Raw genomic sequence first — 12900 nt, 5'->3', positions numbered from 1 at the left:
TAGTAGCTTCGACCAATGAACAATATTCAGCGAGCCTGGTGAACGCCCAATGGAAGAGACGCAAGAGATGGATACCGCGCGAAAGCGCTACGAATTTAAAAAGATGCTTGAGAGGCTTGCGGAGAAGGAAGGGAGCGGTACCGAGCTGATCACCCTGTATATACCCCCCGATAAGCAGATATACGACGTGACCGCCCAGCTCCGTGACGAGTTCGGGCAGTGCGCCAACATCAAGAGCAAACAGACCCGGACGAACGTCCAGAGTGCCATATCCTCCATCCTCTCCCGCCTGAAATACTATAAGCGCCCGCCGGAGCACGGCATGGCAATCTTCTGCGGCACGATCAACATCGGTGGTGACCGCACCGACCTGAATTGCGAGATCATCGAGCCGCCTGAGCCGCTCAACACCTACATGTACCGGTGCAGTTCCTCGTTCGAGCTCGAGCCGCTGCAGCAGATGCTCGGGGAGAAAGAGGTCTACGGCCTGATCGTCCTCGACCGGCGGGAGGCCTACATCGGCTTTCTCCGGGGCAACCGGATCGAGCCGGTCCACGGCGTCACATCGACGGTCCCCGGCAAGCAGCGAAAGGGCGGCCAGTCGAGCGTCCGTTTCCAGCGGCTGCGGCTGATCGCCATCAATGAGTTCTACAAGAAGATCGGCGATCGGGCAAGTGATATCTTCCTTGCCGAGAAGGATTTCTTCGAGCGGTTCAAGGGCGTACTGATCGGCGGCCCGACCCCGACCAAGGAGGAGTTCGAGGCAGGCGGCTACCTCCACCACGAACTGCAGAAGCGGATCATCGGGATCTTCGACGTCTCCTACACGAACGAGAGCGGGCTTGCCGAGCTCGTCGAGAGTGCGGGGGAAGCCCTCAAAGGCCTCGATATCATCAAGGAGAAGAACATTATGAACCGGTTCCTGCAGGAACTGGTCAAGGACGACGGCGCCGCCTCCTACGGCGAGGAGAGCGTCCGGAAGAACCTGGAACTCGGCGCCGTCGATACCCTCCTCCTCTCCGACAAGCTCCGGAGGGCCCGGCTGAAACTCGCCTGCCAAAACGGCGACTACACCGAGGAGCGGACGGTCAGCATCGAGCCGGGCAAACATATCAAAGACCTCGACTTCGGCACCTGCCCCAACGACGGGATGTCGCTCTACGTGGCGGAAGAGGCTGATATCATAGACGAACTGACCACGCTCGCGGACCAGAGCAGCGCGAAGGTTCGGATAGTATCGGACGACTTCGAGGAAGGCTCGGTACTCTACAACGCATTCGGCGGGATCGCAGCGATCCTGCGTTACAGGACCGGATATTGATGTTTCAGGAGAAGTACCAACAGATTGAGCGCATGCTCCGGGCATGCACCGGTGAGGAGGACGTCCTCCTCACGACAGGGGGGGATCACGCTGATCTCGCCTCGACCGTAGCGTTTAAACTTGCGAAGAAGCAGAGGAGAGCTCCTCACCAGATCGCCTCCGATATCGCGGAGAGCCTCTCGACGAGCCCCGAACTCGGCGACATCCAGGTTGAGGCAACGGGCCCCTACATCAACTTCCGGTTCGGGCCGTCGCTTCTAGCAGAGGCGGTCAGGGCGGCGCTCGAGCCCGGCTACGGAGACCTCCCCCGCCGCCCCGTGCGGGTGGTGCTTGAGCACACGAGCGCCAACCCGAACGGCCCCCTCCACGTCGGCCACATCAGGAACACGGTCATCGGCGACTCTCTTGTCCGGGCGTTCCGGAAAGCAGGGTATCCGCTTGAGGCGCAATATTACCTGAACGATATGGGCCGCCAGATCGCCATCGTCTCGTGGGGGTTCGACCACCTCGGCATCGCCCGTGTGGAGGGCGAGAAGGAGGACCACTACGTCGCCCGGGTCTACGTCGCGGCGAACCGGGAACTCCAGAAGAACCCCGAGATCGCCGGTGAGATCGACCATCTCATGCAGCAGGTGGAGCGCGGCGAACCGGAGACCGTCGGGAAGTTCCGGGCGGCCGTCGCTCTCTGTGCGGAAGGGATCAAGGCGACCCTCGCCGCCCTGAACGCCCACCACGACCGGTTCGTCTGGGAGAGCGATTTTGTCCGGATCGGCGACGTGGACCGGATCATCGGGCGGGTCCGGCACCTGCCGCAGGCCCACGAGGACGAGACCCTCTGGGTCGACCTCTCGGAATGTGGGTTCGAGAAGAAGTACATCCTCCGGCGGAGCGACGGCACGTCGGTCTACAGCACACGGGACCTCGCCTACCATACCTGGAAGGGGCGCAACTACGACCGGATGATCGACGTCCTCGGGGCGGACCACAAACTGATCGGTGCCCAGCTCCGGGCCACCCTGGAACTCCTCGGGGAGCAGCCGCCCGAGATCATCTACTTCGAGTTCGTCTCTCTCCCCGAGGGCTCGATGAGCACCCGGGCGGGCAAGTTCGTCTCGGCGGACGAACTGGTCGAGGAGGTGACGGCGAAGGCATACGACGAGGTGACCGTCCGCCGCCCGGAACTCCCCGAAGAGGAGCGGCGGACTATCGCGAGGTCGGTAGCCGTCGCCGCCATCCGCTACGACATCGTGAAGGTCTCCCCCGAGAAGAGCACAGTCTTTGACTGGCGGGAGGCGCTGAACTTCGAGCGGCAGAGCGGCCCCTACATCCAGTACGCCCATGCCCGCGCCTGCAGCATCCTCGAGAAGGCCGGGGAGTTCGAGCCGGCGTATCACTACGAGACGGAGCACGAGGTCGCGCTCGCCCGGCACCTGGTCCGGTTCCCCGCCGTCGTCGAGCAGACCGTGGTGGAACTCCGCCCGCACCAGCTCGCCGCTTTCGCCCGCGAGCTCGCCGACCTCTTCAACGCCTTCTACCACTACGACCCGGTGCTCAAAAGCGAGGGCGAGACCCGGGGCAGCCGTCTTGCGCTCGTGGATGCGGTCAGGAACACCTTACAGGAGTCCCTCGCGACCCTCGGTATCGATGCACTCAGAAGCATGTAAGGCCCTCCGGAGGCAGGGCTACCAGTTCGTTAACCCTGCCTCGTCGGCGGCCGTCAAGCCCTGCATGTGGAACAAGCGGGCGCTCAAGGGCGGGGAGATGTGCTACAAGGCGCAGTTCTACGGCATCGAAAGCCACCGCTGCGTCCAGATGACCCCGACGCTGCGGTGCAACCAGCAGTGCCTCTTCTGCTGGCGCTCGTTCGAGCACGAGGTGACGGAAGAGGAGGAGTGCCCGCCGGCTGAGATCATAGAGAGCCTCCGGCACCTCCAGAAGAGGGCGCTCTCGGGCTACAAGGTCTCGCCCTATGTCACGCCGGAACGGTTCGCGGAGGCCCTCAACCCCACGATGGTCGCTATATCACTCTCGGGGGAGCCGACCTGCTACTCGCGCCTCCCGGAGCTGATCGACGGCCTCAACGCCGCGGGGTATACGACATTTCTCGTCTCAAACGGCACCCGGCCCGACGTCCTTGCCCGGTGCCGGCCCTACCAGGCCTACGTCTCCCTGGACGCCCCTGACCGGGATACCTATCTCCGGCTCTGCCGGCCCCGGGAGGACTACTGGGACCGGGTGCAGGAGAGCCTGGCCGGACTTCGGGGCCGCCGGTCCGCCATCCGCACCACGGTGGTGCGCGGCTACAACGACTTCGCGCCTGAGAGGTATGCGGCGATGTACCAGGACTCCGGGGCCCGGTTCGTGGAGGTAAAGGGTTATATGCACCTGGGATACAGTAGGAAACGACTACAGAGGGACCAGATGCCAGAACACAGCAGTGTGCGGGCGTTTGCAGAGAAAATTGTGGAACACTGCGACTATTTCATCAGGGACGAGAGCCCGGTGAGCCGGGTCGTCTGTCTGGAGCGGAACATATGAGATTTGATGTGGAAGAGTTCAAAAAGAGAGCGAGAGAGGACTTCGAGCACGCCTGGCACGAAGGGCCGTCGGTGCTGACCCCGCCGGGGATATCGGGCCAATACCCCCGGTTGAAGTACACCCGGGCTACGGCGCACCCGATCTTCGAGATCGTGCAACGGCTCCGTGAGACCTACCTCTCGATGGGGTTTGATGAGGCGATGAACCCCCTGATCGTCGAGGAGTCGGATATCTACCGGCAGTTCGGGCCGGAGGCGATGGCCGTCCTCGACCGGGTCTTCTACCTGGGCGGCCTGCCCCGCCCGAACGTCGGGATAGCGCGGAAGCGGGTGGAGGAGATCGAGGCAATCCTCGGGCGGGCGGTCCAGTCCGAGACCGAGGAGAAACTCCGCGAGACCCTCCACGGTTACAAGAAGGGGACGATCGACGGCGACGAACTGACGCATGAACTCGCGGCCGTCCTGGAGGCCGATGACGCCGCCGTGGTGCATATTCTTGATGCGGTCTTCCCGGAGTTCCGGGCGCTGGCCCCCGAGTCGTCGCGCAACACCCTCCGGAGCCATATGACGAGCGGCTGGTTCCTGACGCTCTCCTCCCTCTGGGAGAAGCGCCACCTCCCCATCCGGCTCTTCTCGGTGGACCGGTGTTTCCGGCGGGAGCAGGAGGAGGGCCCCACTCGCCTGATGGCCTACCACTCGGCCTCCTGCGTCGTCGCGGGAGACGATATCACCCTCGAAGAGGGCAAAGCCATCAGCGAGGCCCTCCTCTCGGCGTTCGGGTTCACTGAGTTCCGGTTCCAGCCCGACGAGAAGCGGTCGAAGTACTACATGCCCGAGACCCAGACGGAGGTCTACGCCCGTCACCCGGTCCTCGACTGGGTAGAGGTCGCCACATTCGGTATGTACTCACCCTCGGCGCTCGCGGAGTACGGGATCGGTGTGCCGGTGATGAACCTCGGCCTCGGGGTGGAACGGCTCGCGATGATCGCCTACCAGTCAAACGACATCCGCCAGTTGACGTATCCCCAGTTCTTCCCGCAAGCTCTCTCCGACCGCCAGATCGCCAGCGCCGTCCATCTCCGTGCCGAACCGGCCTCCGCGACCGGGAAGCAGATGGCAGAGGCGATCCATGATACGGCCGCACAGCACGCCGCCGCCCCGGGCCCGTGTGCATTCACCGCATGGAAAGGCGAGATCGCCGGGAGGCCGGTGGAGGTGATCGTCGAGGAGCCCGAGTCCAACACGAAACTCTGCGGACCTGCCTGCGCGAACGAGGTCTTCGTCCACAACGGCTCGGTGCTCGGGGTGCCGGACCTCGAGAAGTGGGCGGAGGTCCGGCGCGAAGGGGTCTCCACCGGCATCACCTACCTCGATGCCGCGGCAAGCCTCGCCGCCACCCGGATCGAGGAGGCGGCGCGGTGCGGGGAGGAGACCCGTGTCCAGGTGAAGATGGCAAAACTCCCCTCAGACATTAACCTGCGCATCGAGGAGTACGCGATGCGCTACATCACCGACCACAACAAGAAGGTGGACCTCCGGGGGCCGGTCTTCCTGACGGTCAGGTCCGTCATCCCGGAGCAATCGACCCGATAAGACCTTCCTTTCGCCCCGGCTTCTCTTTTTTTCCGGTCACTCCATCCCTGCTGCACTCGATGCATCTCCGGAGCAGGGGCAGCACGTCCCGTTGGGCAACCAGGTTGAAGCGGGCCCTGCTCGGGGCAAGCCCGACCTTGATCGAGTAGGCTTCGGGCGGCATCACCGCAAAGAGGTCCTCGTCGGTCCTGTCATCCCCGATAGCGAGGATGAAGTCCCAGGCGTGCCGGGAGACCCAGTTCAGCGCCGCCCTTCCTTTGTCGACGGTGGTGTTCTTGATCTCGATGACCTTGTTCCCCTCCATGACGCCGACATTGAGGTTCGACGTCAGGTGCAGGAGGTCGTCTTTGAGGTCCTTTGCCCGCTGTGCGCCAAGCATCGGCTCAGTCCTCCGGTAGTGCCAGACAAGGGAGTAGTCCTTCTCCTCGATGAACGCGCCGGGTGTGCGGTCCGCGTAGAGTTCGAGGAGTGGGTAGATCTCCCCTTTCCAATCGTCGGAGAGCCCTTCATGCATCCGCCACTCCCCGGAACGCTCCTTTACCCAGACACCGTGTTCGGCGATGAGCCCAATATCCATCCCCTCAAACCAGGCATCCAGCGTATACCGGTCTCTGCCGCTGATCACCACCACCTCGTTTTCGGGAACCCGGGAGAGGCCCAGAAGCACCTCTCTCGTGGCTTCACCCGGGACCGCTTTCTGCGGTTTTGCGGCGAAGGGCACCAGGGTGCCGTCGTAGTCAAGGAGGAGCAGCCGGTCCTTGCCGGCAGCGTAGTCCGTGACCAGTTGGTCTCTGATGGCAGGAGTGACGATCTGTTCGGAGCGCTCGACCTGGATCGCCCGGGCGTCGCTTAAACGGGTGAGGAAATCGCCGACCCAGCGCCCGATGTCGTAGCGCATCAGCCTCCTCTGCATAGTCCGGTTCCGCTCGACCTGTTCCTTCTCCGGCATGGCAAGCGCCGCTTCGATTGCCTCGATCACCGCATCCTGGTCATTCGGATTGACGATGATCGCCTCCCCAAGTTCCTCCGCCGCTCCTGCCATCTCGGAGAGGATGAGCATTCCGGTGCCATCAGTCCGGGTGGCGACGTACTCTTTCGCCATCAGGTTCATGCCGTCCCGGAGCGGCGTCACCAGGGCGACGTCGGCGGCGCTGTAGAACGCCACCAGTGTCTCGAACGGGAGAAAGTTGTAGAAGTAGCGGACCGGGATCCAGTCGGTCGTCCCGTACTTCCCGTTGATACGGCCGACGAGTTCGTCGATCCGTTTCTTCAGCATCTGGTAGCGGCCGACGCTGGCCCGGGACGGAACTGCGACGAGGACGAGGGAGACCTTCCCCTGGTACTCAGGCTTCTTCGTAAGGAGTGTATCGAAGGCCTCGAGCCGGAGCGGGATCCCCTTCGTGTAGTCAAGGCGGTCAAACGAGAGGATGATCTTCCGCCTCCCGTATTTATGCCGGATCCGAGTGATCTCCTTCTGAACCGGGTTGCTGCCCGCAGAGTCGGCGAACCGGTGGTAGTCGATGCCCATCGGGAAGAGGTCAGTTCGTACCACACGGGTGCCGGTCCTGACCTCCCCGAAGGAGTGCTCGTGCCCGAGGATCCGCCGGACGCTGGAGAGGAAGTGGCGGACGTACCCGTAGGTGTGAAAGCCGATGAGATCCGCCCCAAGCAGGCCGGAGAGGATCTCCCGCCGCCAGGGCAGGTTCCGGAACACTTCAAATGACGGGAAGGGGATGTGATGGAAGTAGCCGATCTCCGCATCGGGCAGGCGCTCCCGGAGCATCTGCGGCAGGAGCATCAGGTGGTAGTCGTGGACCCAGATGACGTCGTCGGGCCGGGCCACTTCCATCACGGCATCGCAGAACTTCTCGTTCACCCGGAGGTAGACGCTCCACATCTTCGGATCGTAGTCTGCAAAGTGATTGAAGTAATGGAAGAGCGGCCAGAGGGTGTTGTTGCAGAATCCGTCGTAGTAGTGCTTGATATCATACGGGGAGAGGAAAACCGGGTGACATTGCTCTTTTCTGAGCGTCTCGATGATCCGGTCTTTCTCCTCTTCCTGCTTTCTCTGAACGTTCATGCCAGGCCAGCCGACCCAGAGGCTTTCGTAGGACTTGTAGAAAGAGCCGACTCCGGTGGCAAGACCGCCGACGCTTCGTTGCAGGTGAAGGTCGCCGTTCTTCCGGGAGACGCTGATCGGAAGCCTGTTTGAAACTATCAGTAGCCTGTTCATAGTTGACCCTGCTTGCAATCGTGGGATGATCAGCATTCAAAGATTCTCAACCAAAATTAAGGTTTTGGCGAAATCTCCAATAATTGCAGATATCGCACCCCGGGCGATCATCTCCTCTCCCCGTCCCCCCTGCTGCCTGCGGGCACCTCACACGCCGCGCGTGCCTAATCGTGGCGATTTCATCGAGACATCTGCGGCAGCGGCTGGCAGTGAGTGGACCGGTTCTCCCGGGGCCGGAGTAGCCCGGGTATACACGGTCGGGAAGCCGCACCTGCACCCTGCTGAGGGAAAGACAATTCCGGGGGTCTATGTCCCGGGAAGCCGTGCACAATGCGAAACAGTCAAGCAAACGAACCTTTCAGTCACTTCCTGTCACCACAAGCCTGTCCTGCCCGGGTAGACGGGTACCGCATCCGGCAACCTGACCGCCCGACACCGGAAACGTTATATTATTCTAACACCAGGTTAGAATTACACAACAGGTGAACCGATGAAGAGACGATACGCGATACAGATTGCGGCGGGAGCGGTTCTCGGGGCCGCAGGGCTCCTCCTCCCGTTCCTCGCAGACGGGATGGAGGCGCTCTCCTCGCTCCTGGTGACGATCGGATTGGTACTCCTTGCGGTGGCTGCCGTGCGACACTGGAGGTTCCGGGACGAGCCAGAGAAAGACGAGCGGACGCAGAAGATCGGGGCGTACGGTATCTCCTACTCGTGGTTCCTCACCCTCGTCTTCCTCGCGATCCTCTTCTGGGTGGACTACCTTGGCGTACTCGCCCTCACGGTCGAGAGCGTGCTGCTCGCCACCATCCTGCTGATGGGGCTCTCCGCCCGTATCTTCCAGTGGTACTTCTTCCGGCAGGGGGACGTGGCGTGAGACCGGCGAGCGCCGCCGAATGGCACCTGCTCCGGAAGGGGGACGTCGGGTGAAGACCCGGATCAGGGAACTCCGGGCGAGGGCGGGGTTTACCCAGGAAGAACTGGCACAAAAGGTCGGCGTGCGGCGGGAGACGATCGTCTTCCTCGAGAAGGGGAAGTACAACCCCTCCCTGAAACTCGCCTACAGGGTGTCCCGGGCGCTCGGCTCCACCATCGAGGAGGTCTTTTCCTTCGAAGACGAGGACCTGGCGTGATCACGCCTGAACCGGGGGATGACGGCACAGCAGAGCGGGGAGCGGAACCTCGCCCGTGGCGCCCGCCGCCATCAGGGCTGCGGAGGTGACACGGGCCGGTCTGGCGGACGCGACTGGCGACCTCGGAGGGCCGACCGGTACGTGAGTGCAGGAGAAGGTGCGACAGCAGACATCCACTCCAGGACGATAGAACGAAACGGAAGAAAGTCGGAAAAATATATTGGGGGCAATCGTTAAGGTTGGAATGGCAGGATAAAAACATTATGCTTTTACATTCGTGCAATTTCATCCTTAATCCGCGTTAAAACCATAATATAAGCGTATTTCTAGAAAAAACATTTAAATTGTGCAGTACGTATACTATCCCCGGAGATCCTGAATATTCGAGATGAGCGCAGCATCCCCGAAATTTACTTCGGTTCCTCGTCGGATTTACGTCGATCGTTTCCACCCTGCCCCGCCCCCCCTGGCCCGGCGCCCACCAGGCGCCGCACCCTCGCCTCAAGTTCCGGCAGGAGGCCGTCACGGTTCGACCGGGTCACCTCCACGACCCGGACGTCCGCCCGGGTCTTGAGCCGGTCAAGGCCCGGGACGCCCCGTTGTGCAACTGTCGCCACACAGGGAGTGGCGACATCGAGCACCTCCCCCACAACCCTGCGGAAAACCCCAGAACAGCACTCCATCTTCCCGATCTCGTCGATGATCACGAGACGGACGGACGGTCCAAAGAACGGGACGGATGCCAGGAACTCCTCAAACCCCTCAATATCAACCCCATACCGGCCCACACGGCAGTGACCTGGATACCCCGTGCGAGCGAAGGATCGCCGGTCTCCGGCGAGGCTCACGAGATCGAACCCCACCCGCTCTCCTCCCGTCCGAACTTCGAGGGTGTAGAACCCGGCCGGCGAGCAACCGGCGAAACGTTCCGCAAGAAAGCGTATGAGCGTGGTCTTCCCGGAGCCGGGCCGCCCGGTGATGAGCAGGTTCCCGGTCACCGTCCAGTGGCCCCCCCGGTGCGGACCCTTGGGCGGCAGGTTGTGCAGAACGCCGGCCCTTTCAGGTCGGTCTCGGCGATGGTGTTTGAGAAGCGCATGACACACCGGGGATCTCCACAATGGGCGAGCCCCAGGGTGTGCCCCATCTCATGCACCGCCTCCACAACGGCCCGGCGCTGGAAAACTTCTACATCTTCCGGGAGGCCGTAGAACGACTGCCTGAGGCGGTGGAAGGAGATCACGGCATTCCTCCGCCCCGCAAGCCCGAAGACGAAGTTCACGCCCGGGAGGTAGAGATCGACGTCGGTGACACCCAGCGCCCGGTCGTAGCCAGCGGAATCCCCGGAGAGCGAGAGGAATTCGAGCATCACCTCCGCGTCGTGCTGGTTGCGTGCGGCATTCCGCGCTGCTGCGGGAAGCGGGATCTTCTTCCCGAGCGTCACATCACTGGAGAACTCCGTCTTCAGCGGGTCCTCAAGCATCTTTATCTCTGCCGGATCGACCTTTCCGATGGGAATGAGGGTGATTCTCATGGGGGCATCCCGGTTGCGAATATTGGCGGGCAAGGATTTGATGATATCGGTCAGGAGTTCCGTGAGCTGGCCCGGGGCCGGTTTTCTGCCCTGTAAAAGTCGCCCAGGACGATATCATCGCTTCACCATCCGCCCGGCCTCTCCGCTGACATAGCAGACCGGGACTTCCGGGGTCTCCCGGTCTGCACGCGCCGATCGCACCCGGCCCGCAGGCATTCGAAACAGCTCAAGCGCGTTACTTCCGGCTTGTGGGCCTTACCGTGACCGAACACGCGCCATCACCGGCGCAGATGCTGCGCCGGTACTTCGGAGCATAGTTCCGGTTCAGGTCCGGTATTGCGGCGTTCGCGAAGGCGTGGCAGACGTTGCAGGCGGCGAGCGGGTTCTCCCCCTCCGTTTTAGCTCTCTCCACCATCGCGCACTTCCGGATCGTCAAGTCCGCCTCGTCTGGCGCGGAGTCCCGGATCTCATACTGGTATTCAGGCCCGAAGAGCACCCTTGTTGCCGCCGCAAACGCCTCCGCAACCTCATGTGCGTCTCCGAGCGGCATCCCGAAAGCACGGGCGATAACGCCCACCTCTCTGCCCAGTTCCTGCCATACCGCCCGCTCGACCTCGTTATAGAGCTGGTCGTCGGCACCGTCCCGGATAGCCCTGCGGTAGGCAAGTGGTAGCGCAGAGACCTCCCGGGCGGCCAGTTTCCATCTCACGTCCATCGGTATTCGTTCAAATGCGCCCATACTCAGTACCTCCTTCTGGTGACGGTTTCCGGGTCAGGGGCAGATACACTGCAACCCACATGAAGGTTCTCCCGGTGGTTCCAGGCGAGAGGAGGGACGTCGCACTCCCGGGCGCCATAAATACTCCTGCAGACAACAGGGTAACCATGGAGATCGGAGATGCCCCGATCGATATCGGCGGCGCCCGGGCCTGCGGGATGAGGGGGATCCGGGTCAGGACCGGCAAGTACCGGGAAGAGGCGGTTCGCCAATCAGGCATCACGCCGGACCTCGCCAGCGGCTCGCTCGCTGACCTTCCCCGGCACCTCTGATACCATGTGGCGACGAATCCTCCCTGTCCTCGTCCTCGTCACCGCGGCCCTCGGGGCCGGGTGCCTGGGCGGCCTCCTGAGCCCCCCGGTCGTCCCGCCGGCGATCGTGCCGGTCGAGGGGGCGAGCCTCGACGACCTGCCGGCCTGCACCTTCCCCTTCGAGGACAGGGAGGAGACGATCCGGATCGATCCCGATCCGGCGGTCTATGCCGGCGCAAAAGAGGCGGACCGGAGGCTCTACCTCTCCAGAGACCTCTCGGAAGAGGAGTGGATCCCCATCTACTACCGGGCGTTCGCGAACGACTCTCACCAGGAACCCTTCTATGCGGATCTCCTTGCGGCCTTCCGCGGGATCCGGGACCGGGAAGACCTCGACGACGACCGATTCCTCGAACTGATCGCCGCGTTCGTGCAGTCCATCCCCTACAGGGCCGACGCCTCGCTCGTGGAGCCGAAGTTCCCCATCGAGACCTACGTGGACAGTGAGGGCGACTGTGACGACAAAAGCCTCCTCCTCGCCGGGCTCCTCGCACGGGAGGGCTACGGGGTCGCGCTCCTCTACTTCAGGGACGAGGCGCACATGGCCGTCGGCGTGAGGAGCGCCGGATGCCCTTACCGCAACACTCCTTTCGCCTACATCGAGACCACGAACACGAGTTACGTCGGCATCCCGCCAGCGGCCCTCTCGAACGGGACGATCCTCTCCTCCGACCCCCTGGTGATCCCGGTCGGCGACGGGCCGCGCTCCTATACAGGATGCGACCAGGTCCGGACGATCGAACGCGCCCTCTCCTCATCGCGCGACCGGGCCGAGGCGCTCGCGCCGGAGCTCGGGACGCGCGCACGGGAACTTGAGGCAGAGCGGGAATCTCTTGAGGCCCTCGGTGCGCGGATGAGAGCCCTCTCCGGGTCCGGGGAGGTCCGCGAGTACAACCGTCTCGTCCCCGAATACAACCGGAAGGCCCGGGAGTACAACGCCGCCGTGCAGTCGTACAACGCCCTGCTCGCGGAGTCAAGGGCTGCCGTGGAGGTCCACAATTACCTCGGCACCCATGCCCACGACCGGCCGGGGTCGTACCTCCGTGCCCGGGCGTATCTCGCAGAGTGACGCACGAAGATTACTCCCAGACGATGGAGCGGACCGGCGCCCCCGCTCTCCGGAGCCGGGTCATGGCGATCCTGCAGTAATCCGGCGAGATATCAATACCGACGAATCGGCGGCCGAACCGGCGGGCGACGAGCGTCGTCGTCCCTGCGCCGTTGAAGGGGTCGAGCACCAGATCCCCCCGGTAGGAGAAGAGTTTGATCACCCGTCGCGGAAGTTCCTCGGGAAACATAGCCGGGTGCCGGTAGTCCCGCATCCTGACCTCAGGGGGGAAGACCCACTTCGCAGAGACCCATTCCTTGAATTCGTCGCCGGTAATATCAATATCCTCTCTCCGTCCGGTCTTCTTGTGCGTCTCCTTATCAAAGACCTCGGTCAACTACCCCCCCCTAACGGA

13 protein-coding genes are annotated in these 12900 nt (G+C 62.9%); 8 read left to right on the top strand and 5 right to left on the bottom strand.

Annotated elements, in window-relative coordinates; translation table 11 throughout:
- Positions 1-49: 49 nt before the first annotated feature.
- The 4 genes from prf1 to sepS are packed head-to-tail and all read left to right on the top strand — an operon-like array spanning position 50 to position 5451.
- The gene (gene prf1, locus BP846_RS09105) at positions 50-1321 is read left to right on the top strand and encodes a peptide chain release factor aRF-1 (RefSeq protein WP_292394621.1); all 1272 of its coding nucleotides are present in this window, start codon (positions 50-52) and stop codon (positions 1319-1321) included.
- Positions 1321-2985: an arginine--tRNA ligase gene (gene argS, locus BP846_RS09100; RefSeq protein WP_292394619.1), complete on the top strand. Its 1665-nt coding sequence runs from the start codon at positions 1321-1323 to the stop codon at positions 2983-2985. The genes prf1 and argS overlap by 1 nt, the downstream gene beginning before the upstream one ends.
- Positions 2966-3859 carry a 4-demethylwyosine synthase TYW1 gene (twy1, locus tag BP846_RS09095; RefSeq protein ID WP_292394617.1) on the top strand — a complete coding sequence of 298 codons (894 nt, stop codon included), beginning with the start codon at positions 2966-2968 and terminating at the stop codon, positions 3857-3859. Before argS ends, twy1 begins: the two co-directional genes overlap by 20 nt.
- Complete coding sequence (gene sepS, locus BP846_RS09090) at positions 3856-5451, top strand: O-phosphoserine--tRNA ligase (RefSeq protein ID WP_292394615.1); 1596 nt, start codon at positions 3856-3858, stop codon at positions 5449-5451. Before twy1 ends, sepS begins: the two co-directional genes overlap by 4 nt.
- Here the strand turns inward: sepS and BP846_RS09085 are convergent.
- Complete coding sequence (locus tag BP846_RS09085) at positions 5426-7684, bottom strand: bifunctional alpha,alpha-trehalose-phosphate synthase (UDP-forming)/trehalose-phosphatase (protein WP_292394613.1); 2259 nt, start codon at positions 7682-7684, stop codon at positions 5426-5428. The two genes, sepS and BP846_RS09085, sit on opposite strands and share 26 nt — an antisense overlap.
- Positions 7685-8174: 490 nt before the next feature.
- On the opposite strand from BP846_RS09085, the gene BP846_RS09080 reads away from it, so the two are divergent.
- Both BP846_RS09080 and BP846_RS09075 read left to right on the top strand, forming a co-directional pair.
- Complete coding sequence (locus BP846_RS09080) at positions 8175-8561, top strand: hypothetical protein (protein ID WP_292394611.1); 387 nt, start codon at positions 8175-8177, stop codon at positions 8559-8561.
- A gap of 49 nt (positions 8562-8610) precedes the next feature.
- The gene (locus BP846_RS09075) at positions 8611-8817 is read left to right on the top strand and encodes a helix-turn-helix transcriptional regulator (protein WP_292394609.1); all 207 of its coding nucleotides are present in this window, start codon (positions 8611-8613) and stop codon (positions 8815-8817) included.
- A 410-nt stretch (positions 8818-9227) separates the two neighbouring features.
- On the opposite strand, the gene BP846_RS09070 is transcribed toward BP846_RS09075, so the two are convergent.
- From BP846_RS09070 to BP846_RS09060, 3 genes are all read right to left on the bottom strand, one after another.
- A complete protein-coding gene (locus BP846_RS09070) occupies positions 9228-9815 on the bottom strand; it encodes a nucleoside-triphosphatase (RefSeq protein ID WP_292394607.1) in 588 nt (195 codons plus the stop codon).
- Positions 9812-10348: an archaemetzincin family Zn-dependent metalloprotease gene (locus BP846_RS09065; protein WP_292394605.1), complete on the bottom strand. Its 537-nt coding sequence runs from the start codon at positions 10346-10348 to the stop codon at positions 9812-9814. The genes BP846_RS09070 and BP846_RS09065 overlap by 4 nt, the downstream gene beginning before the upstream one ends.
- 235 nt (positions 10349-10583) lie before the next feature.
- Positions 10584-11087, bottom strand: a complete 504-nt coding sequence (locus tag BP846_RS09060; RefSeq protein ID WP_292394603.1) for a hypothetical protein — start codon at positions 11085-11087, stop codon at positions 10584-10586.
- Positions 11088-11233: 146 nt separating this feature from the next.
- Here BP846_RS09060 and BP846_RS09055 point away from each other — a divergent pair, with 146 nt between their 5' ends.
- Together BP846_RS09055 and BP846_RS09050 are read left to right on the top strand one after the other, a co-directional pair.
- On the top strand, positions 11234-11398 hold the full coding sequence (locus tag BP846_RS09055) for an HAD hydrolase-like protein (protein WP_292394601.1): 165 nt from the start codon (positions 11234-11236) through the stop codon (positions 11396-11398).
- A gap of 4 nt (positions 11399-11402) precedes the next feature.
- On the top strand, positions 11403-12506 hold the full coding sequence (locus tag BP846_RS09050) for a hypothetical protein (RefSeq protein WP_292394599.1): 1104 nt from the start codon (positions 11403-11405) through the stop codon (positions 12504-12506).
- Positions 12507-12516: 10 nt separating this feature from the next.
- On the opposite strand, the gene BP846_RS09045 is transcribed toward BP846_RS09050, so the two are convergent.
- Positions 12517-12882 (bottom strand): DNA-methyltransferase, encoded by a 366-nt coding sequence (locus BP846_RS09045; protein ID WP_292394597.1) that lies wholly within the window; start codon positions 12880-12882, stop codon positions 12517-12519.
- Positions 12883-12900: the final 18 nt, after the last annotated feature.

Source organism: Methanoculleus sp. UBA303, assembly GCA_002501655.1.
Taxonomy (GTDB): domain Archaea; phylum Halobacteriota; class Methanomicrobia; order Methanomicrobiales; family Methanoculleaceae; genus Methanoculleus.
The sequence above is the reverse complement of the archived record's forward strand: the minus strand, read 5'-3'. Positions and strand labels throughout refer to the sequence as shown.

What these genes read in the sequence shown, in the direction of transcription:
- prf1 (WP_292394621.1), top strand. Translation starts at nt 50, where the DNA reads ATGGAAGAGACGCAAGAGATGGATACCGCGCGAAAGCGCTACGAATTT.
- argS (WP_292394619.1), top strand. Translation starts at nt 1,321, where the DNA reads ATGTTTCAGGAGAAGTACCAACAGATTGAGCGCATGCTCCGGGCATGC.
- twy1 (WP_292394617.1), top strand. Translation starts at nt 2,966, where the DNA reads ATGCACTCAGAAGCATGTAAGGCCCTCCGGAGGCAGGGCTACCAGTTC.
- sepS (WP_292394615.1), top strand. Translation starts at nt 3,856, where the DNA reads ATGAGATTTGATGTGGAAGAGTTCAAAAAGAGAGCGAGAGAGGACTTC.
- BP846_RS09085 (WP_292394613.1), bottom strand. Translation starts at nt 7,684, where the DNA reads ATGAACAGGCTACTGATAGTTTCAAACAGGCTTCCGATCAGCGTCTCC.
- BP846_RS09080 (WP_292394611.1), top strand. Translation starts at nt 8,175, where the DNA reads ATGAAGAGACGATACGCGATACAGATTGCGGCGGGAGCGGTTCTCGGG.
- BP846_RS09065 (WP_292394605.1), bottom strand. Translation starts at nt 10,348, where the DNA reads ATGAGAATCACCCTCATTCCCATCGGAAAGGTCGATCCGGCAGAGATA.
- BP846_RS09060 (WP_292394603.1), bottom strand. Translation starts at nt 11,087, where the DNA reads ATGGGCGCATTTGAACGAATACCGATGGACGTGAGATGGAAACTGGCC.
- BP846_RS09055 (WP_292394601.1), top strand. Translation starts at nt 11,234, where the DNA reads ATGGAGATCGGAGATGCCCCGATCGATATCGGCGGCGCCCGGGCCTGC.
- BP846_RS09050 (WP_292394599.1), top strand. Translation starts at nt 11,403, where the DNA reads ATGTGGCGACGAATCCTCCCTGTCCTCGTCCTCGTCACCGCGGCCCTC.